This is a genomic window from Chryseobacterium sp. FR054 (assembly GCF_056844565.1).
Window position 1 is genome coordinate 179,464 of the sequence record NZ_JBXDSA010000004.1, and the last position, 21,525, is coordinate 200,988.

General features: G+C 39.8%; 15 protein-coding genes and 1 tRNA gene. 6 read left to right on the forward strand and 10 right to left on the reverse strand.

Annotated features, from left to right (window positions below; all coding sequences use genetic code 11):
* Window positions 1-12: 12 nt before the first annotated feature.
* Genes AC106S_RS17040 through AC106S_RS17050 form a run of 3 tightly spaced genes read right to left on the reverse strand, consistent with a single transcriptional unit; the run spans window position 13 to window position 2,147 of the window.
* On the reverse strand, window positions 13-657 hold the full coding sequence (locus tag AC106S_RS17040) for a hypothetical protein (protein ID WP_482440887.1): 645 nt from the start codon (window positions 655-657) through the stop codon (window positions 13-15).
* 46 nt (window positions 658-703) lie between these two features.
* Entirely contained in the window at window positions 704-1,096 is a 393-nt protein-coding gene (gene arfB / locus AC106S_RS17045; RefSeq protein ID WP_482440889.1) for an alternative ribosome rescue aminoacyl-tRNA hydrolase ArfB, read from the reverse strand.
* 28 nt (window positions 1,097-1,124) lie between these two features.
* The gene (locus AC106S_RS17050; protein ID WP_482440891.1) at window positions 1,125-2,147 is read right to left on the reverse strand and encodes an AMP-binding protein; all 1,023 of its coding nucleotides are present in this window, start codon (window positions 2,145-2,147) and stop codon (window positions 1,125-1,127) included.
* A 100-nt stretch (window positions 2,148-2,247) separates the two neighbouring features.
* Between AC106S_RS17050 and AC106S_RS17055 the strand changes: the two genes are divergently transcribed.
* Window positions 2,248-2,318, forward strand: a tRNA-Gln gene (locus AC106S_RS17055).
* A 510-nt stretch (window positions 2,319-2,828) separates the two neighbouring features.
* On the opposite strand, the gene AC106S_RS17060 is transcribed toward AC106S_RS17055, so the two are convergent.
* The 7 genes from AC106S_RS17060 to AC106S_RS17090 form a co-directional block, all read right to left on the reverse strand.
* Window positions 2,829-4,061 (reverse strand): MutS-related protein, encoded by a 1,233-nt coding sequence (locus AC106S_RS17060; protein ID WP_482440893.1) that lies wholly within the window; start codon window positions 4,059-4,061, stop codon window positions 2,829-2,831.
* Window positions 4,062-4,080: 19 nt separating this feature from the next.
* The gene (locus AC106S_RS17065; protein ID WP_482440894.1) at window positions 4,081-4,524 is read right to left on the reverse strand and encodes a hypothetical protein; all 444 of its coding nucleotides are present in this window, start codon (window positions 4,522-4,524) and stop codon (window positions 4,081-4,083) included.
* Window positions 4,525-4,699: 175 nt separating this feature from the next.
* Window positions 4,700-5,338 carry an HdeD family acid-resistance protein gene (locus tag AC106S_RS17070; protein ID WP_482440895.1) on the reverse strand — a complete coding sequence of 213 codons (639 nt, stop codon included), beginning with the start codon at window positions 5,336-5,338 and terminating at the stop codon, window positions 4,700-4,702.
* 148 nt (window positions 5,339-5,486) lie between these two features.
* The gene (locus tag AC106S_RS17075; protein WP_482440896.1) at window positions 5,487-6,584 is read right to left on the reverse strand and encodes an agmatine deiminase family protein; all 1,098 of its coding nucleotides are present in this window, start codon (window positions 6,582-6,584) and stop codon (window positions 5,487-5,489) included.
* Window positions 6,585-6,654: 70 nt separating this feature from the next.
* Window positions 6,655-7,455 carry an AraC family transcriptional regulator gene (locus AC106S_RS17080; RefSeq protein ID WP_482440897.1) on the reverse strand — a complete coding sequence of 267 codons (801 nt, stop codon included), beginning with the start codon at window positions 7,453-7,455 and terminating at the stop codon, window positions 6,655-6,657.
* Window positions 7,456-7,682: 227 nt separating this feature from the next.
* On the reverse strand, window positions 7,683-9,107 hold the full coding sequence (locus tag AC106S_RS17085; protein ID WP_482440898.1) for an amino acid permease: 1,425 nt from the start codon (window positions 9,105-9,107) through the stop codon (window positions 7,683-7,685).
* 118 nt (window positions 9,108-9,225) lie between these two features.
* Window positions 9,226-9,519 carry a helix-turn-helix domain-containing protein gene (locus tag AC106S_RS17090; protein ID WP_482440899.1) on the reverse strand — a complete coding sequence of 98 codons (294 nt, stop codon included), beginning with the start codon at window positions 9,517-9,519 and terminating at the stop codon, window positions 9,226-9,228.
* Between the two features lie 186 nt (window positions 9,520-9,705).
* Here AC106S_RS17090 and ccoN point away from each other — a divergent pair, with 186 nt between their 5' ends.
* The 5 genes from ccoN to AC106S_RS17115 all read left to right on the forward strand — a co-directional run bounded on the left by ccoN (window position 9,706) and on the right by AC106S_RS17115 (window position 21,468).
* Window positions 9,706-11,985: a cytochrome-c oxidase, cbb3-type subunit I gene (gene ccoN / locus AC106S_RS17095; RefSeq protein WP_482440900.1), complete on the forward strand. Its 2,280-nt coding sequence runs from the start codon at window positions 9,706-9,708 to the stop codon at window positions 11,983-11,985.
* 18 nt (window positions 11,986-12,003) lie between these two features.
* A complete protein-coding gene (locus tag AC106S_RS17100; protein WP_482440901.1) occupies window positions 12,004-12,891 on the forward strand; it encodes a cbb3-type cytochrome c oxidase N-terminal domain-containing protein in 888 nt (295 codons plus the stop codon).
* Between the two features lie 291 nt (window positions 12,892-13,182).
* Window positions 13,183-18,210 (forward strand): translocation/assembly module TamB domain-containing protein, encoded by a 5,028-nt coding sequence (locus AC106S_RS17105; RefSeq protein WP_482440902.1) that lies wholly within the window; start codon window positions 13,183-13,185, stop codon window positions 18,208-18,210.
* Entirely contained in the window at window positions 18,210-20,537 is a 2,328-nt protein-coding gene (gene tamL, locus AC106S_RS17110; protein ID WP_482440903.1) for a translocation and assembly module lipoprotein TamL, read from the forward strand. The genes AC106S_RS17105 and tamL overlap by 1 nt, the downstream gene beginning before the upstream one ends.
* A gap of 1 nt (window position 20,538) precedes the next feature.
* Window positions 20,539-21,468: a YihY/virulence factor BrkB family protein gene (locus tag AC106S_RS17115; protein WP_482440904.1), complete on the forward strand. Its 930-nt coding sequence runs from the start codon at window positions 20,539-20,541 to the stop codon at window positions 21,466-21,468.
* The last annotated feature ends 57 nt before the right edge of the window (window positions 21,469-21,525 follow it).

A 21,525-nucleotide genomic window follows, 5' to 3' on the forward strand; every position in this document is an offset into this window, starting at 1 on the left:
CAAATATAGGACTTAAAATCGGAATACGGCTACCGCACTTAGAGAAACTCTGGCAAGCCCTTCTTTCTGGTCATCTGCAAATTTAACGGTCTGCCCGTTATAGCTCATTTTATTCAGTGTGCCTGCCGTAGCACTGAGTTTAGGTCCTATCATCACGTTTTTGGTAAGAGCATACTGATATCCTGCCCCTACTTCCATCCCAAAAGTAGAACCTGTACCTTTTACAGAACCTGTTTTTGTAGTGTAACTGATTACCCCGAGTGATACATCGGCAGCAATTTTGTGCTTTGTAGGTTTAGTATGATTGGAAAACATAACGGAAGGACCGAAGAATGTGATATTATCTTTTGTATTGACCGATACATAAACGGGCTGCCCGTTGATATTATTTCCGCGGAGTATGCCATTGCTGGTTGCACTGTAATTGGAAAATTTGGCCCCGATTCCGATATTTTTTGCATTATAATAGGCGGCAATTTCAAAATTCATTCCGCTTTTCAATCCTTTTATGTAATCTTTTTCTTCTCTTGAAAGACCGGAAGCCGTTTCAGCCACTCTCCATCCGAATCCCAGAGCAGGCATTATGGTTATTTTTTCCTGGGCAAAAGACATTAAAGAGCTCAAAATAACTCCTGACAGGATGATTTTTTTTATCATGATTAAAAGTTTTCAACAAAAATAATACTTTCGGGCACAGGTGCAATTAAAATTTAAAGCGTCTGTTCTCTTTTTTATCCGAAAGCTTTTTCTTGGTATCCAGTCTTTTCTGCTTCTGAGCTCTGGAAGGCTTTGTCGCCGTTCTTTTTTTAGGAACGATCAGGGCTTTATTTACCAGATCTGTTATTTTCCCGATCGCTTTATTTTTGTTCATCAGCTGGGTCCTGCTTTCAGAAACCGTAAGAAATAATAAACCGTCTGCATTGATCCTGTTCCTGAGCTTTTGCTGAATCATTTCTTTCTGGTCATCATTAAAAAGATCCGAATCTGCAACGTTCCACAGAACGGTAACCGCGGTTTCCACTTTATTTACATTCTGCCCTCCGGCTCCGCTGCTGCGCGAGGTTCTGAAACTGAGTTCTTTTGAAAAGTCTTTCATTTTTCTGAGATCATGATTTTAAAAGAGACTAACTGTTTTGCTCCGTTATTTGCAGAAGTTCAATCCTGTTAACCTTACCATTCGGGGTTCTGGGAATCTGCCTGATAAAAATAATTTCTTTGGGTCTGTGAAAATTTTTCTCAAAAGGAATTTCTGAAATTTTCCTGATCAGTTCTTCCGATTCTTCACCTTCTATCACCAGGGTCAGCTTCTGTCCCAGACTTTCATCTTTCAACCCTAAAAAGACACATTCATTCGGAATTTCTTTTTTCACTAAAGCCTCCAGTGTTTCCGGGAATATTTTTGCTCCTCCTGAATTGATGACATAATCTATTCTTCCTAAAAACTTAAACTGTTTTTCATTTTTAATGTCTACCAGATCATTGGTCTGAAGAATCTCCGGAGTCAGTTCAGGAGCAGAGATCTTCAGGCATCCTCTTTCGTCTTTTGATATTGATACCTTTTCAAAAACTGTAAAATAATCTTCCGAAACCGGTACAATCTGTTTCAAAGCAATATGAGAAAGGGTTTCAGACATTCCATAGGTTTCAAATATCCTCCCTGTATCAGCTTTTTCACGGATCTTCTTCTTCAGCGATTCCGAAACAGCGGCCCCTCCTATGATCAGGTTTTTGATCAGATGCAGCTTATCCAGAGAGTTTTCCACCTGGAGCGGAGTCATGGCGCAGAAATCTATTTCCTGCGCTAAGTTTTCAGCCGGATTTAAAGACGGAGCTGCTGTCAGCAGTTTCAGTTTTCTCTCTAAAGAACGTACCAGCATCATTTTTCCGGAAATATATTCCACAGGAAGGCAGAGTAAAGCTTTATCCCCATTTTTTAATCCTAAGAAATTACAGGTCATCACGGCAGAACTGAGCATTCTCTTTTTTTCTATTCCGAAAATTTTAGGTTGCCCCGTAGAGCCGGAAGTCTGTACATTGACAGTCTCCCCATCCGAAAACCATTCTTCCAGAAATTTTTTGACTTTTTGTTCAAATTCCGTTTCCGGGGATAAATTATTAATATTGAGATTATTGAAGTCTATCAGCATATTTTCATTGAATAAACAGAACAGTAAATTTAAAAAAAAGTTTAAAAAGTTCTTGTATCTAAAGAAAAAAGCTGTAAATTTGCACCACTGAAATAAACAAAGACCCATGGTGTAGCGGTAACACTACTGATTTTGGTTCAGTCATCTGGGGTTCGAATCCCTGTGGGTCTACAAACCATCCTTTTTGAGGATGGTTTTTGTTTTTTATACCCTTTCCCTTAAATAAGAAATGGAGGATCAAGCGCAAAAGTTGTGGACTAAGCAAAAAGTTTGGTTAATCTGAAGAGGAAAACTGTTCTGTTTCAATTTGAATCTTTAAAGAGTGATTAAACCATTGATAATCTGGTTAAAGATAAAATAGTTTAATAAGTCTTCTGAATTGACCCAGGAAGCAGAAGACTTAAAAAAATTGAGTTTGAATCCGTTAAAAAATCTCCACTGTCTGAGCATGGCTGGCATTTTGAAGCAAAGAAGAACTGTTTGATACATGCGAATTTGGAAATTTTAGAATTCAATCTCAGTTTTTAGCGGATGATTCCAGTCTTGAATTTTGTATACTTTTTTTGACTACGTTGAATCTTCAATTTCAAGAAAAAGTATAATAGAAATAAGAATAATTTTTCAACTTATATATTTATCCTGTTTTTATATTTACTCCTCAAATTTTGAATCTGGTCTTATTTAATTATCCTGTAATAGGGTGCTCAAACCATATTTATCAAATAAAATCCTCCCTATTTCAATGGTAGACCAGCCTTCTTTTAATTTATAGGTGAACAGCAGCTGATCGTCTTTCACAAAAGATTCTAAATTCAGTACCAGAATATTTTCATTACCGGCCAGGTCTTTTTCAATGACATTTAAATGAGTGGACAGAATGAACATTGAGCTTTTGTACCGGGACAGTCCCTTAACCGTGCTTATGGTGATCTGCGCTGCATCATTGATATTGGTTCCTTTAAATATTTCATCAAATACCGCAAAACAGTTCTTTGATTTCAGTTCCAGAAGTACATCTTTTAAATTAATAATCTCCTGCGCAAAATAGCTGTATCCTTTTTCAAGATCGTCATCTACGGAGAAAAATAAAAATATACTGTCATAAAACGGAATATCACAATACGCTGAGGGCACGGCAAGCCCCAGATGAGCAAGCAGAACAACAATACTGATGGATTTCATCGCTGTTGATTTTCCGGACATATTGGCCCCTGTAAAAATAACGGTATTATTTCCGGTAATCTTTATTGAATTTTTTACGGAATCTGTGAGATTCAGGTGATAAAATTCATTAACCGTAAATGTATTTTCGGAATTGAAATGGGGAAATACCAGATTAAATTTCATGATCCCTTTTGCGATACCGGAATACATGTCAAACCTGTAAAAAAAATCCCAGAAAGAAAGAAAATTTCCATTTTCCTTTTCAGATTCAATTTTTACCAGAATGGATTTTCTCTGTTTAAAATTCAGTTCTTTTCCGTAATATTCATTTACAGAAAGTGAATTGATGAAAAGGATCATTTTTTCGATCTCCCGGACATATTCTGCATCGATATTCTTAAGGTTTAAATTTCCCAGTAAAAGTCCAAACCGGTAGAAGAAGTCTATAAATAAAGAGATATTAAAATTGACTTCTTTATAAAACTCACGGTAGGTCAGACTTGTTAAATGAGTATAATGGCGGCTCTCAGTTTCATCCAGGAACTGATGAACGGAAGATACGGTCTGATCATTAATTTTATAGGTCTGTATTAATGAAAGGTTCCCCAAAAACAGTTTCAGTGTATTCTGAACTTCAAGAGCCTGTTCTATTTTATGGTTTTTCCGATTGAAAAAAGAGATCAGATACTGTTTGGCCCTTCTCGTCTGGGTATGATCAAAATGAATTAATACCTCCGAAATATTTTTCATAATTTACATTTGCCGTCGCTTATTGATTTTTGTAATGAAACGGCAACTTCACAAGATCAATTACTTTTTCTCCACGGTTATTTTTACCCGCTGTCCATACCACTTTATCTGTTGCTTTTACGGCAGCGGCTTTCACTTCATTATTAAAGGCCTCATTTTTCCCATAAACAGATACATTCAATACCTTGCCGTCATCATCCACCTTTATAATGATCTCGGTATTCAGGCTTTTCCCTAAAGATTTCACAGCATCCCTGTTCAGGAGCTGTTCCACTTTTTTCACAAAAGCTTTGTTGCCTCCCGGAAACTGGGCAGGAAAATTATTAACAGGGGGTGGCGGAACAGATGGATCCTGCGGCTGTCCTGATTCATACCGGCTGGCAATTTTAGCATCACCTTTCGCTTTCTGTGCAAAAACTATTGCAGACAACCCCATCAGGCTGATAAGTATAATTTTTTTCATGGATATTGTATTGGATTTATATGTTTTATTTAACAGACTTGAAAAATAAGCATAATTTCAGTGGTTGTGCAGCATAATCTGAAATTTAACATATCTTTTTTCTGTCCCGCCATCAGAATAAAGCAACAAAAAAGACTTCCGGAGAAGCCTTTTATATAATTGACAGAAAACCGTTCTATTTTCGCTTTTTCAGTTCATCGATTTCTTCCTGAACAGACCTCATCCTGTCTTTCAGCTCTTCGCTTATTCTTTCCGGGAATTTTTTAAGCTTTCTGAGATCCAAAGCCAGCATAACAGATGCAATTCCGATAAAAATAAAGGAAACTGCCGTAAGGGTAACCAGAGACATTCCGGTAAACACAGGATTGAATATCAGCAGTAGAGAAAAAATAATCCCTCCGGCACTTGCTAATGCTACATTTCCCCAGCTTAATATTTTCTGACTTCTCAGATCAAAAGCAAATCCCAAAAGCTGAAAGGAACGGAACAACAATGTAAATCCTATCACAAACGGAAGAACCGACATGGAAATCTGCGGATTCGATACAAGGTACAAACCAATAGCAGTAGTAAGCAGCCCACTTACCAGAAACCACCCCCAACCCTGCAGGGATTTGCTGTTCTGTATGGAAAAGAAAACTTCCGTAATTCCGGAGACCAGAAAAGATACACTGAAAATAACAGAAAGCGTTACATACGTTGCCAAAGGCACGCTGAATACATAGAAACCACAGATAAGAAAAATAATCCCGAAGATCAACGGAATATACCAGTGTTTCACAGAATTGGTAAGAGTCTGAAAAAAGTTTGACATAAGCTGTGTTTTAGGCTGCCTACTTTGTACCACGGTGTTCGGCTTGTCCGCAGGAATTTCAAACGGATCATGTTTTCACATCACCTTGAAATATATCCTGTAACCAATTTACGGAAAATCTTTTATTTAAAAGCTGAAAACATGGTTTTCATCTTCCCGACGGCTGCTGTTGGGTAACACAGTGTACCATTCCCCCGTTTTCATAGAGGTTTCTTACGTCTATGCCAATCACCTTTCTGTCCGGATACTGCTGCTGGATTATTGTATTGGCTATGCTGTCATTCGGATCACCGTAATTGGGAACCATCACCACTTTATTGGCTACATAGTAATTAACATAAGAACCTTTTTCGTCCAGCTGTTTTCCGTAGGCCGTTTTCACCTTATTTTCAGTCGCCGGCAGATATACTTTTTTATATTCTTTTCCTTTGACATTGGAAGCGGTGTAAAGGGTTTTAATATCTTTATCGGAAAGTCCCATTTCAGAAAGATCGTTTTCATTCATGGTGATCATGGTATCGGAATTGATGAATTTCATAAAACCGTCAATATGCATATCCGTTACATCCAGCCCGGTAACGCCGTCCAGCCAGATAACTTTGGATGCTCCATAATAGGTTTCAAACATTTCTTCTGCTTTTTTCTGTGTAATCCCTTTATTTCTGACGGAACCTTTTACCTGACTGATCACTGAGCTTTTACACGCCATCAGAACACCATTTCCGTCCGTTTCCACAGAACCGCCTTCATTCACCATTTCTTCATTCAGATCGAGTACTTTTATTCCCAGGTCTTTTCCTATTCGCTGAGGAATCTGATCGCAGTTTTCAAAATCGTATTTTTCTCCCCATCCATTAAATCCCCAGTCAGCAATCAGCAGTCTGCCATTACTGTCCTTTACGAAAACAGGTCCATTGTCTCTTACCCATACGTCATCAGTAGGATAAATCTTAAAATCAATGTTGTTTAACGGAACTTTACTCTGTTCCAGAAGGCTGATAATTCTTTTCTTTTCCGTATCGTTATAGGCAATGATGTGTACTTTTTCGCCGGTCTGCAATGCTTTGGCCATATCCACCCATGTCTGCTCCACTCTTTTTCTATAAGTCATTCCATGCTGATAATGATGGGGCCACTGAAGCCAGGTTCCTTCGTGTGGTGAGGATTCCTCCGGAAAATGATAGGTCTGTGCCATACTCAGAATACTGTTGAATAATAAAACGGAAAGAAATATCTTCTTTTTCATTGAGTGATTTTTTTAATTCTCAGCAAAATTAGACCTTCCAAAAATCAAAACTTGTCCCAAAAGGACATCCTTATGAATGCAGCGGAAAATAGATATACGTTGTGCTTTCTCCGGTTTCGGACAGCAGATACTCTTCGATAACCTCTGAATTATCCAGCATCAGAGACGGCGTAGAAAGCCAGAGCCGGTAAAAAGCACGGTAGGTTTCCAGAATATTTTCATACGTCCCGGAATGAGTAAACTTAATATATTTTCCTCCAAAAATTTTTCTTTTCTGAAATTCTGTTCTGTCTGTAACCTCTTTTACAGCACCACCATATCTGCAATGAGAGCGGCTGGTGATAAGCGGCTGGTCACAGATGATTCCGTAAGAAAACGGGGTAATGCCATTCTGTTTTTCAATTTCATCCCAAAAATTATTGATTTCCTGATTATTATAATCTCTGGTTTTAATGAACTTACAGTAGACGGAAATTGCATCCTTGTACCTGACTTCATATTGTAAATCAATATCGCCGGTATTGATAAATTCTTTAAAGACTGCCTGCTTCTTCTTTCTGGCTTCTGCCGGTGAAATATGAAACTGTTTTTTAAAAGCTTTGGAGAAAGACTGAATATTGAAATACCCCACCTGAAGAGCAATATCTGAAATCTTCTCTTCAGTATAAATCAGTTTTTTATAAGCTCTTTCCAGCCGGAGCCGTTTCTGGAATCCCGAAACCGTTTCATTAAATATCTTAAAAAATATTCTCTGAAAATTACGGTAAGAATAGTGAGACAGCTGTTCTATTTCATATGCCGTAATCTCCTGATCGAAGTTTTCTTCGATATGATCTACAATCTTCTGGATTTCACTGAAGTTTACCGGCACTGCTTTTTCTTTTGTCTATTAAAGGTATTCAAAAAAATGGTTTTCACAAAAGGGAACAGACCCAACTGATTTAGGATCAATTGCAAAAGTCGGAATGAATATTTTTTATTAATCACAAAACCGCTCCGCTTATTTTTGAAATACAAAGGTTTTTAGTGGGATTACCAGATGAGTACAACAAAAAAGGACAGACAAAGTCCATCCTTTACTATATGATTTAAATAATTTTATTTTGTGGGTTTGTATATCCTGTACATCACAAATAAAAACGCAATCCATATCGGGATCAGAATTACCTGGATTTCCATTCCTGTGAAACACATAAGAGCCAGAATCAGCAGCAGAAAAAGGATACAGATATAATTGGATACCGGATAGAAAATCGACGGAAATTTCGACGGACTTCCTGAGCTGATAATACTTTTCTTGAATTTCAGATGAGTATAGCAGATCATCAGCCAGTTGATAATTAATGTAGACACCACCAAAGCCATTAAATACTGGAATGCCTTTTCCGGTACCAGTTTATTAATGACGATACAGATTCCTGCAAAGCACGAAGAAACCAGAATGGCATTGATAGGAACTGAGTTTTTATTCAGTTTCTGAAGAAATTTCGGAGCATTTCCCTGTTGTGCAAGCCCGAAAAGCATACGGCTGTTACTGTACACACTGCTGTTGTAAACCGATAAAGCGGCTGTAAGCACAATCAGGTTAAGCACATTGGCAATCAGTGTATTGAACTGGATTACTTTCCCAAAAAGACTGAATTCAAGTCCGTTAAGGTTCTGGAAAACCATCACAAAAGGGCTTGTTCCTGCTGTAATTTCTTTCCAGGGGGTTAATGAGAATAGAATAACCAGTGCTCCCACATAGAAGATCAGGATTCTGTATATTACCTGATTGGTAGCCTGGGGAATTGTTTTTTCAGGATTTTTCGCTTCTGCCGCCGTAATTCCGATCAGTTCCAGTCCTCCGAATGAAAACATGATCATTGCCATAGCCGCAAAAAGTCCTGAAAACCCTTCTGTGGTTTTATTGAAGAGTCCTTTCGGAAAGAAACCTCCGTCATTCCACAAATTCTGGATACTGGCTTTATCTCCCCCGGTACCGCTTACCAAAAGATAGATTCCGAAAATGATCATCGCTACAATAGCCACCACTTTTATAATGGAAAACCAGAACTCGGTTTCCCCATATACCTTTACTGAAGCCAGATTAAGCGCATTGATGACGATAAAAAAGAATAAGCTGGAAACCCAGAGCGGTATTTCCGGCCACCAGAAATGAACATAATGGCCAATCGCCGTAAGCTCGGCCATACTTACCAGAATGTAAAGGATCCAGTAATTCCATCCTGAAGCAAATCCGGGAAAGTTCCCCCAATATTTATAGGCAAAATAACTGAAACTTCCCGAAACCGGCTCATGAACTACCATTTCGCCCAACTGGCGCATGATAAAAAAGGCAATGATCCCGGCAAGGGCATATCCCAGAATTACGGAAGGGCCGGCCAGTACGGCTGCCGGACCTATTCCGAGAAATAATCCGGTACCAATGGCACCTCCGAGGGCAATTAATTGAATGTGTCTGTTCGTTAATCCTCTTACCAGAGTACCATCATTGTGCCCGGTTTTATTTTCGCTGCTCATAGAATGAATTATGCCTTAAATATATAAAACTTTACAGAAACTCACATTCTATGATGCTTGCTGAACACACAAAATATTCAGTATTAAACAATTAAAAAGAAAAAAGAGCCGGATTTCCTTATAAAAATTCCTTAGGAACTGCAATATTATTCTTTTTCATATACTCCAAAAGTCCCTGATAGCGGTCCTCATACCCATCGGTTCCGCATTTGTGCGAAATACTGCAGATATCGGAAGGCCTGATTTCCAGAATATCGGAGATCTTGGTCAGAATTTCCAGATTGATCTTCACTTTGGAATTTTCAATATCGGAATAAGCCTTCTGGGAAATTCCCATTTCAAAAGCCATATATTCCTGCGTAAGGTCCTTACTGCGTCTTATTTTCCTGATGTTTTGGCCACATACTTTCATCCTTTTTGTTTTTAGTAGTTTTTGGTATAGTTTAGAAGATTATCCACTAGCCTCTAACAAAGTTAATAAATACCTTTGGCAAAACATTATACACGTTACATGATATTTATTTTTTTATATAAATCAATGCTGCAAAAACCCGGTTTTATAGAATAAATATCACTTCAGTACAACACACTTGGAATTATGGAGACGCAAAAATTTAATTATGACAATAATATTGTCAGAGCATTCCTCTATGCTACAATCGTATTCGGGCTGGTAGGTTTCCTGCTGGGGCTTACAGCTGCACTGATGCTTTTCTATCCTGAACTTCCTGAATTTTTATTCGGAACAGATGATACTACTATTCAGAGTTTGAGAAGCGGTAATATCCAGGGGCTGATCAATACCCAGGGAGCTATGGGCTTCGGAAGGATCAGAATGCTTCATACCAGTGCTGTTATCTTTGCTTTCGTGTGTAACTCGTTTTTCTGCGGTGCTTATTACAGTATGCAGAGGCTGCTGAAAACAAGAATGTACAGTGATACTTTATCCTGGATCCACTTCTGGTCATGGCAGTTCATGATTGTTACAGTAGTAATCACGTTCTTAATGGGAATCAATACGTCTAAAGAATATGCTGAACATGAATGGCCGATTGACATTCTGATTACTTTCTCATGGGTAATCTTCGGGATCAATATGTTCGGAACCGTTGCCAAAAGAAGGGTAAGACACCTGTATGTAGCGATATGGTTCTATCTGGCCACCTGGCTGGCCGTAGCCATGCTTCACATCTTCAACAACCTTGAAATCCCGTTATCTTTCACAAGCTGGAAATCCTATTCTGTATATTCAGGAGTAAAAGATGCACTCGTGCAGTGGTGGTATGGCCATAATGCAGTAGCATTCGTACTGACCACTCCTGTACTGGGTCTGATGTATTATTTCATGCCGAAAGCGGCTCAGCGACCGGTCTTTTCATACAAATTATCTATTATTCACTTCTGGTCGCTGATTTTTGTCTACTTATGGGCAGGCCCTCACCATCTTCAGTATACAGCACTTCCGGCATGGGCACAGGCCGTAGGTACAGGGTTCTCTATTATGCTTATTGCGCCGTCATGGGGTGGAATGCTGAACGGTCTTCTTACCTTAAGAGGAGCCTGGGATAAGGTACGAGAGAATCCGATCCTTAAATTCTTCGTGGTAGCCGTTACCTGTTATGGTATGGCCACTTTTGAAGGACCTCTTTTAGCTACAAAATCTTTAAATAAAATCGGACACTATACCGACTGGGTAATCGGGCACGTACACTTAGGCGCTCTTGGATGGAATGGTTTCATGGCATTCGGAGTGGTGTATTATCTGGTACCGATCATGTGGAGAACTCCGCTCTGGTCTAAAAAATTAGCCAACTGGCATTTCTGGCTGGGAACACTGGGAATTATTTTCTATGCCGTTCCGATGTATATCTCAGGATTCACTCAGGGATTAATGTGGAAGCAGTTCAACCCGGATGGAACCTTATTATGGAAAAACTGGCTGGATACGGTCACCGCAATCATTCCTTACTTTAAAATGAGATTCCTGGGAGGTGTTCTTTATCTTACCGGAGCAATCCTGATGGTGGTGAATGTAGTAAAAACCGTAAGAAAAGGATCATTCCAGAAAGAAGTTCCTGCAGAAGCTCCTGCACTGGCGGACATCGGCAGCGCAAGAAAACAGGGCGAAGGCATACACCTTTGGCTGGAAAGAACCCCGGCTCTGCTTTCTGTTCTTGCTTTTATCACCGTAGCTATCGGAGGGCTGGTGGAAATTATTCCTACCCTTTCCCTTAAACAGAGTGTACCGACAATCACTGCGGTAAAACCTTATACACCTCTGGAACTGGAAGGAAGAGATCTTTATATCCGCGAAGGCTGTAACTCCTGCCATTCCCAGATGATCAGACCATTCCGTGATGAGGTTGTGAGATTTGAAGGTAAAAACGGACAGTATTCCAAAGCGGGAGAATTTGTTTACGACAGACCGTTCTTATGGGGATCTAAGAGAACCGGACCGGATCTTCACAGAGAAGGAGGCAGAAACCCTGATTCATGGCACTTCAAACATATGTACAATCCAAGAATTACATCTGCCGGTTCCATTATGCCGCGTTTCCCCTGGCTGATTACCAATAAACTGGACCGTACGCAGATGGCAGACAAATTAAAACTGATGAAAAATTCTTTCGATGTACCGTATACCAAAGCAGAGATAGATTCTGCAGGACAATGGGCGGATAATCAGTCTAAAGCGATCGTAAAAAGAATTTATGCTGAAGCAACGGACGTAAAAAGCCAGATGGAAAAAGAAAGAGCAGCCAAAGGTGCAGGCTTTGTACCGCTTGAGCAGAGAGAGATTATTGCAATGATCGCCTATCTTCAGAGATTGGGTACCGATATCAAAACAACGCAGATCCAGACGGCAAGTGCTGAGTAATTATAAAAATGTAAAGCAATGAAAACGAGAACTCCCATTTCAGTATATATCGCGGCAACAATAGGCTTAACGATCATGGCGTTTGAAATGTTCGCCGGAGATTCAGGATATTTATCGTCTCCTTTTTTCTGGGCGCTGCTGTTAATTGCCGTTATTCTTCTGATGATTATGAATTCCATCGGGGATCTGGTTGAAAATGAAACGTTCAACAGGTTATCCGAAGATGAGAAAAAACAGTATCTGGCGGAAAAAAATGTTCCGTATTACCAGAAACTCTGGAACTCGGCCTTTAAAAAACAATCGGCTACGGAAGAAAAAGATATTCTTATAGACCACGGTTTTGACGGGATTACAGAGCTTGATAACTCACTTCCGAAATGGTGGATCGGCCTTTTCTGGTTCGGATGTATCTTCTGTGTGGTGTATATGACGGCTTTTGCTTTCACAGATTACGCCCACCCTGAAGCTGAATATGACAAGGAAGCGAAAACCATGCTGGCCTCCATTCAGGAGTATGAAAAAACCGCACCTCAGATCAATCTGGAAACCGCGAAATACAGTGCAGATAATATTGCAGAAGGCCAGGAACTGTTTAAAACCAACTGTGTAACCTGCCACAGTGACGGCGGAAAAGGAGGAATCGGCCCGAACCTTACCGACACTCACTGGATCAACATCAAAGAGAAAAGCTTATTTAAAAACGTATTCTGGATGCTTGAAAACGGTTCTCCGAACAATCCTACCATGAGACCTTTCATCAAAGACGGAACCATTACAGGAAGAGATGCTGAAAAAATCGCTGCTTACGTTTACCATATCAATCAGGAAACAGCCCCAATCACAGAAGCTCAGGGCGGAGCTGCCGCTCAGGGTGAAGAAGTGAAGTGGGAAAACGGAAACGAATAGAAAATTTATTACCTCAAATATATCAACCATGCCACGCCCCCTTTGAAATTACACTAACATTTGAATTTCATTTTTGCTAACCTTTTCAACATTAAAAAAATGATAAAAAGGGGGCTTTTAAAAAATAAAATCCGCGTCTTGGCTCGTCTTTATCAACTAATTCACTTGACGACTACTAAACTAAATTCCATAATAGGACAGCCAAGGCAGGATTTTTGTATGTGCAAAAGGGTACCACAACAAAGAACTAATTAATTAGTATTATTATCTTTGTTACAAACCTCATCGCATTTGAAACTGAAAATCAACACCAGAAAAATCTTAAAGCGTATTGTAATAACCTTTATTTCAATATTGGTTTTGCTTACGCTGCTGATACTCAGCCTCAGGCTTCCCGCTGTTCAGAATTTCATCAAAGACAAACTGGTTGTATATCTTGAAAAAAAGATCAAGACCAAAGTAAGCCTTGAAAAAGTCTACATAGGATTTCCCAACAGCCTTGTCATGCAGAACCTTTATCTGAAAGGCCAGGATGTAGATACCCTTCTCGCTGTCAGAAAGCTGGATGTAGGATTAAATATGCTGAAGCTGATCAATTCCACAGCAGATATTACCTCAGTAGACCTGGAAGGAGCCCGCGCCAATGTGGTACGGAAGCCGGACGGCAGTTTCAATTTCGATTATATCATCAATGCATTTGCCACCAGCGATAAAGAGGAAAGTCCTTCCAAACCTTTCATTATTTCCCTGGATAAAATCAATTTAAAAGATATTGGCGTTACCTTCAACGACCGGCAGTCGAGGAATGACATCAAAGTTTATTTCAAATCCTTTGATACGAGGGTAAAAACTTTCGATCTCAATAAAAACACCTACGCTGTTAATGATATTAATCTTGACGGTCTGAAATTAAAATTAAAACAGGACCTCATAGAAGAGGTTTCTAAAAAAGTTGAGAAAAAAGTAGACTCGCTGAACGACAAAAAACCGATGAATATTGGTTTGAGAGGGATTAAACTCACCAATTTTGATATTGATTACGGGGATGACAATTCCAAAACTTTTGCTAAAGTTCTATTTAAAGAATTAAGCACTAAAGTCAACAAACTGGATCTGGAAAATAATGCCTATCATATTTCCGATGTTGTGCTCTCAGGAGCAGATATTCATGCGAATCTTTATCTTCCGGCTCAGAATGCAAATCCAAAAAACACGAAGGAACCGGAAATTTCAAAAGTTTCCGACAAGGATAAGGCGATGAAAATCATTCTCGGAAAACTGGTTCTTAATGATGTAAAAGCGGTTTACAACAATACCGCCATTGCTCCTACAAAATCAGGAATGGATTTCAACCACTTGAATTTTTCTACAATGAATGTGGAAGTAAGAAGCTTCAAAATGGAGAACAATACTTTTGCAGGAACGGTTAATTCAGCGGAAATCCAGGAATCACGCGGACTGAACATTCAGAAGTTCAATACGGATTTTGTATATGCGGAAAAAGAAGCTTACCTGAAAGATCTTTATCTTCAGACCCCGAAAACCATTCTCCGTGATGAGGTTATTTTAAATTATGATTCTCTTGAACAGCTTACCTCCAACCCGGGTGCCGTGAAAATTGCCGCCAACATCAAAGATTCAAAAATCGGGTTTTCCGACATTCTGAATATTGTTCCCACTTTACGAAGTACAGTTCCTTTTAATAAATATCCCAATGCGGTGCTGAATGTCAATGCCAATGTAAAAGGCAGTGTAAATGACCTTCTGATCCGGAATTTAAAAGTTTCAGGACTGGACCAGCTAAGAGTGGCTGCCTCCGGAAGAATCAGGAATGCCATGAATCCCGATCAGCTGTATTACGACCTGAGAATCGGGGAATTTTCCGCAGAGGCTAAAACCGTATTCAATCTGGTTCCGAAAAATACCATTCCTTCCACAATTTCCCTGCCGTCACATTTCAGCATCAAAGGAAATGCAAAAGGAACAACCAAAGTGATCAAAACAGACCTCAACCTCTACTCTACCCTGGGAAATGCCGCAGTGGCTGCAGATGTGGATATGAGCCGGAAAAATTACGAAAGGTATAATGTAAAGGCCAATCTTCAGGCTGTACAGATCGGAAAGATCATTCAGAATAAAGATATCGGTCCTGTTACTGCACAGATCTCAGCCAAAGGAGAAAGTTTTGATTTTAAAAACGCGAATGCCGATCTGAAAGGCCATGTCGCTTCAGCAGTGTACAAAGGCTACCGATATCAGAATATGGACCTGACAGGTACCATTAAAAAAGGTGTTTATCATATTATTCTCAATTCAAAAGATCCGAATGCGAATCTGAATTTAACTGCTTCGGGGATCTATGATGATAAGAACCCAACGGTAAAAGTAAATGGAGAAGTCATCAAACTGGATGTGAATAAACTTGGTTTCTACGAAAAACCGATGATCATTGCAGGAAAAATCGATGGGGATTTCACCAATCTTGATCCCAACAACCTGAACGGATATCTTAACCTTAAAGATTTCGCCTTTTCAGATACCAAAGAAGTCTACCCGGTACAGGAAGTGAATGTAAAAGCGTCTTCTACACAGGATTCAACCCGGATTATTTTCAATTCACAGATTGCGGATGTTTCTTTAAAAGGAAAATATAAGCTTACCCAGATTTTCGGTTCTTTAACGCAGACCATTAATCAGTATTATCAATTTCAGAAACCTGGAAAAACGGAGAAAGTGGATCCTGGGCAATTTTTCACCTTCAGTGCCAAAATCAAAAATGATGATCTGATCCGGAAATTTGTACCGGAGCTGAAAAGTTTTGAGACCATTAATTTAACCGGAAACTACGATGCAGATTCTCAGAAAATAGAGATTGACGGAGCTATTCCACAGCTTCTGTATGGCGAGAATACCATTGAAAATGCTACTTTAAAGGTAACCAATGAAAATCAGGCCCTTCAATACGGCTTTAATGTTGCGGCTTTAAAAAGCTCAAGTTTTACGCTGAATAAAATCAGTATAAACGGTGATGTGGCTGATAATATTATCAATTACAACATTACGACCAAAGATGCCAGAGATGCCACGCAGTTCCTTATTGCCGGAAATGCAAAATCACTGAATGACATCACAGAAATTTCATTGAAGCCGGACGGTTTAAAATTAAATTATGCAGACTGGAATGTAGCCGAGAACAATAAAATCCAGATCAGCAGCAAAGGAATTTTAGCAGATCATTTTATTCTGTCCAATGGCGCCAGCGAGATTGCCCTTCAATCGGAGACACAAAACCCGGAAAGTCCGCTGAATGTCGCCCTCAAAGATTTTAAAATTGAAACGATAACGGAACTGATTAAAAAAGATACGGTTCTGGCCCGTGGTACCATCAACGGAACGGCCCAGCTTCGCAATCTGACCAAAAATATGACCTTCACTTCGGATCTTAATGTATCTGATCTTATCGTTTACGGAAGCCCGGTAGGAAATCTTGCGGTAAAAGTGAACAATACTTCACCGAATATTTTAAATGCCGATATTGCCCTTTCCGGAAATGACAATGATGTAAAAATCCTGGGCGACTATAATACTTCTGCCAGCACATTTGACCTGAACATGGCCATCAACCGCATCCAGATGAAGAGTATTCAGGGCTTCTCCATGAATGCCATCACAAATACGGAAGGTTATCTTTCCGGGAATTTAAAGATCACCGGAACCGCCGATAAACCGAATATTTCAGGTAAAGTAAAATTCAATGATGCCGGGCTTGAAATTGCCAAAACAGGCAGTGATTTCAGGAAGCTGAATGACGAAATAAACTTTACCAGTCGCGGCATTGAGTTCAACCGGTTTAAAATCAATGATAAAGACGGTAATTCTTTAGTGGTTAACGGCCAGGTTCTTACCCAGACTTACAGGGATTTTGCCTTTAACCTTGATGTGAACGCCAAAGACTTTAAAGTTGTAAATTCCGAGAAATCCAATGATGCAATCATGTATGGTGTTCTTGCTATTGATGCAGGACTTCACATCCGTGGAAATCTTGATCTGCCGAAAGTAGACGGAAGATTAAGTGTGGCAGATAATACCGATTTTACTTTTGTTCTTCCGCAGTCGAGCCCTTCACTTCAGGAAAGAGACGGAATCGTTGAATTCATCGATCAGGACCAGGTGGTTCTCAACAAAACCATCAAGGCTGATTCTCTTAATGCACAGAGCCGTATTAAAGGAATGGACGTGAGTGTAAATATTGAAGTGAGCAAGGAGGCCAAACTGTCAATCATTATTGACAAAGCCAACGGAGATTTTGTACAGCTTCAGGGGGAAGCCGAACTAACCGGAGGCATTGATCCTTCGGGAAAAACAACCCTTGTAGGAGTGTATGAAGTGGAAAAAGGAAGCTATGATCTTTCTGTAAGTTTCCTTAAGCGTAAGTTTGATATCCAGAAAGGCAGTACCATTACCTGGACCGGAGAACCTACGATGGCTCAGATGGATATTACCGCCGTCTATAAAACAGAAGCTCCTCCGATTGATCTTGTGGAGCAGCAGATCAGTGGTGAAGCCGCCTCTACGATGAATCAGTACAAACAGAGAATTCCGTTCAATACTTTATTAAAGATGAAAGGGGAACTTCTGAAACCACAACTGAGCTTTGACATTACCACGGACGAAAAAAACAACGCGATTTCATCCAATGTAAAAGATGTTATCGACCAGAAGCTTATCCAGCTCAGAACTCAGGAATCCGAACTGAATAAACAGGTTTTCGCATTGCTTCTTCTGAACCGTTTCATTGGTGAAAATCCATTTGAAAGCGGTGCCGGGATGTCGGCAGAAACAATGGCAAGACAGAGTGTGAGCAAGATCCTCTCCCAGCAGCTGAACAATCTTGCAGCCGGGCTGATCAAAGGGGTGGATTTAAACTTCGGACTGGATTCTTCGGAGGATTATTCTACCGGACAAAAGAATACGAGAACCGACCTGAATGTAGATATCAGTAAAAAACTACTGAATGACAGGCTGAAAGTAACCGTTGGAAGTAATTTCGGACTGGAAGGACAGGCACGGCAGAATGAAAATATGACGAATATTGCCGGCAATGTTTCCGTAGATTACAGCCTTTCCAAAGACGGAAGATATATGCTGCGCGCTTACCGCAAGGACGAATATCAGGTGGCTCTTCAGGGACAGATCATAGAAACCGGAGTTGGGTTTATCATTACCCTGGATTACGACAAATTCCGTGAGATCTTCCAGAAAACCAGAGACAAAAAAACGAAAAAGAATCAGAATAATCAAGTTGTAGAATTTAAGTAATGAATCGTACCTTCCATACCTATTGTAAATATCTGTTGATTTCAGGACTGACATCAACGGTCATTTCCTGCAGCAATATCAGATTTCTGAAAGAGGGCCAGATGCTCTACACAGGCGCTGAAGTAAAGATTGAAAACGACACAATTCCCAAAAAGGAAAAGAAAGAACTTCAGGCTGCCCTGGAAGCCAATCTTACGCCCAAACCCAATTCTACATTTTTGGGTATGCGTCCCAAGCTGTATTTTTATAATATTGCCAAAGAGCCTAAAAAGGATAAGGGCTTTAATTACTGGCTTAAATATAAAGTGGGTGAAAAGCCTGTACTGCTAGGGGATGTAGACCGTGAATTCAATAAAGATATTATTGAGAATTATTCTGAAAACAAAGGATATTTCAATGCTAAAGCCACTTATGATACCGTTTCGAAAAATAAGAAAGCCCAGGTCATCTATAAGGTAAGACCGGGTGCCAGATATAAAGTGGAAGGAGTAAAATTCCAGAAAGATTCAACACTGGTTAATCAGGAAATTCAGGGTATAGCGGATAAAACTTTCCTCAAAAACGGCAGACCTTTTGATCTGGATGTCATCAAGGCTGAACGTGAAAGAATTGACAATGGTTTAAAAGAGAGAGGTTTTTACTATTTCCATCCTGACAATATCATTGTACAGGCAGACAGCACTGTAAGCAAGAATCATAAAGTTGAGCTGAATGTAAAGCTTAAAGACAATACTCCTGATCTGGCCAAGCAACAGTTCAGCATTGACCGGGTGGTGGTATTTCCCAATTATAATATTCAGGATGTAAGAGACGGAAAGTATTCCATTCCGATGGATCAGGATTCTCTTTCCAAATATGCTTTTGATGACATTTACGTTATTGATCCGCAGCACAAGTTCAAACCGAAAATCTTCGACAGGGCTTTGTACTTTAAAAAAGGTGATCTTTACAACCGTTCCAATCACAATCTTACTTTAAACCGGCTAATCAGTCTCGGTGTTTTCAAATTTGTAAAAAATGAATTTATTGTTTCGGATTCACTGAATCATAAGTTTGATGCTTATTATTTACTGACGCCAAGACAGATTCAGTCACTCCGTCTGGAAGCACTCGGAAGAACCAATTCTGCCAACTACGCCGGTAGTGAGCTTAACCTTAACTGGACCCACAGAAATTTCTTCCGCGGAGCTGAACAGTTCAAAGCCGCCATTTACGGAGCCTTTGATTTCCAGATGGGCGGCCCTGAAAATGCCAATAATATTTTCCGTGGAGGGGCGAATGTACAGCTTTCCATTCCGAGAATCGTGGCACCATTCCGTTTTCATTCTTCCAGCGAGTTTGTTCCGAGAACGAATATTTCTTTAGGATATGAATTCCAGAACCGGACAAAATATTATACGCTTAATAATTTCACCGGATCATTCGGGTATGTGTGGAAAGAAAATGCGAGAAAAGAACATGAACTGAAAGTGATTGATATTACCCTGGTATCTCCGGCTAAGGTTACGGCTGAATATGATTCAATTTCAAGAAATAATCCGGCCATGCAGCGTATTGTACAGAAACAGCTGATTTTTGGCCCTACCTATTCTTATACCTATACGAATACAATGTATCCGAAAAAGAATACGGTTTATTATAAAGGAACCCTTGATCTTGCAGGAAATATTACCGGACTGGTTACCGGAGCCGACGTGAAAAAAGATAAGGAAAAAAAGATTTTTGGAATTCCTTTCAGCCAATATGTAAAGATTGAAAACGACTTCAGGTTTTATCATAAATTCACTGAAAAGTCATCACTTGCCACCCGTTTTATAGGAGGAATTGCCTATCCTTACGGCAACTCGGAATTCATTCCTTTCTCCAAGCAGTTTTTCTCGGGGGGGAGCAACAGTATAAGAGCTTTCCGTGCAAGAACCTTAGGACCGGGAAGTTTTGATCCGAGAACGATAGAGGAAGGAACGTATTTTGATCAGTCCGGAGATATTAAGCTGGAATTAAATGCCGAATACCGCGCAAACCTATATAAATTTTTAAATGCCGCCGTGTTTGTGGATGCCGGAAATATCTGGCTGATCAACAATGACGATAAAAGACCGGGAGCCAAATTTTCAAAAGATTTTTTAAATGAGGTTGCCGTAGGAGCCGGAGTGGGTCTGAGACTTGATTTTTCCATATTAATTTTAAGGCTTGACCTGGCTATGCCGTTGAGGGTTCCTTATTATGAAAAGGGAGACCGCTGGGCGTTTGATAAAATCAATTTCGGAGACCCGGCCTGGAGAAAAGATAATCTTGTACTGAATATAGCCATCGGATATCCTTTTTAATATGGTCAGGAATATGAAATTTTTCTGGGAAGTTCTTCAGGAGACCTTCGCCGAATGGAATAAGTCTTCCGCATCAAAAGATTCGGCAAGCCTGGCTTATTATGCAATCTTTTCTATCCCGGGATTACTGATCATTATTATCTGGATTGCGGGGAATTTCTTTGGTGAAGAAGCTATTCGTGGTGAGATCAGCCATCAGATCAGCGGTATTATGGGTGCAGATGTTGCCAAAAGTATTGAAAATATGATTGCCGGTGCCCTCATCGACAAACAGAATTTTGTGATGAAAGCCGTAGGAGTGGGATCACTCGTTTATGGTTCCACAACTCTGTTTTTCCAACTGCAGCACTCCCTGAACAGTTTATGGGATATACAGTCTGCGCCTAAAAAAGCTCTCGTGAAATTTCTTCTGGACAGGGCCAATTCATTAGGAATGATCCTTATTCTGGGTTTTTTACTGATGATCACGATGATCCTTTCTTCGCTCATCAGTGTGTTTAATAAGTTAATCACCCAATACTTCGGCTTTGAAACCTATATGCTGGTGGAAACTGTGAATTTTGCGGCAGGGTTTGGTTTTGTTATGCTTCTTTTTGCCCTGATGTTTAAAGTTCTCCCTGATGTAAAAGTAAGCTGGAAACCGGTATGGAAAGGAGCTTTCCTTACGGCTGTACTGTTCACTCTGGGAAAATTTTTATTAAGTCTTTATTTCGGAACGGCAAAACCTACTTCCGCTTTCGGAACGGCAGGAACTGTGATCTTAATTATGATGTGGATCAATTATTCGTGTATGCTGGTTTTCTTTGGAGCAGAATTTACTAAAGTTTACGCTTATAAAAAAGGCTATACCATTGTTCCGTCAAAACATGCCAAATGGAGTGATGCGAAGCTGTATGAGGATAGGATGAAAAATGAAAATCCGGGAACTTGAGGGTTTGATATTTTTAGATGGGCTGAAGCTCCGTTTTGATTGTCTTTTAATCAATAA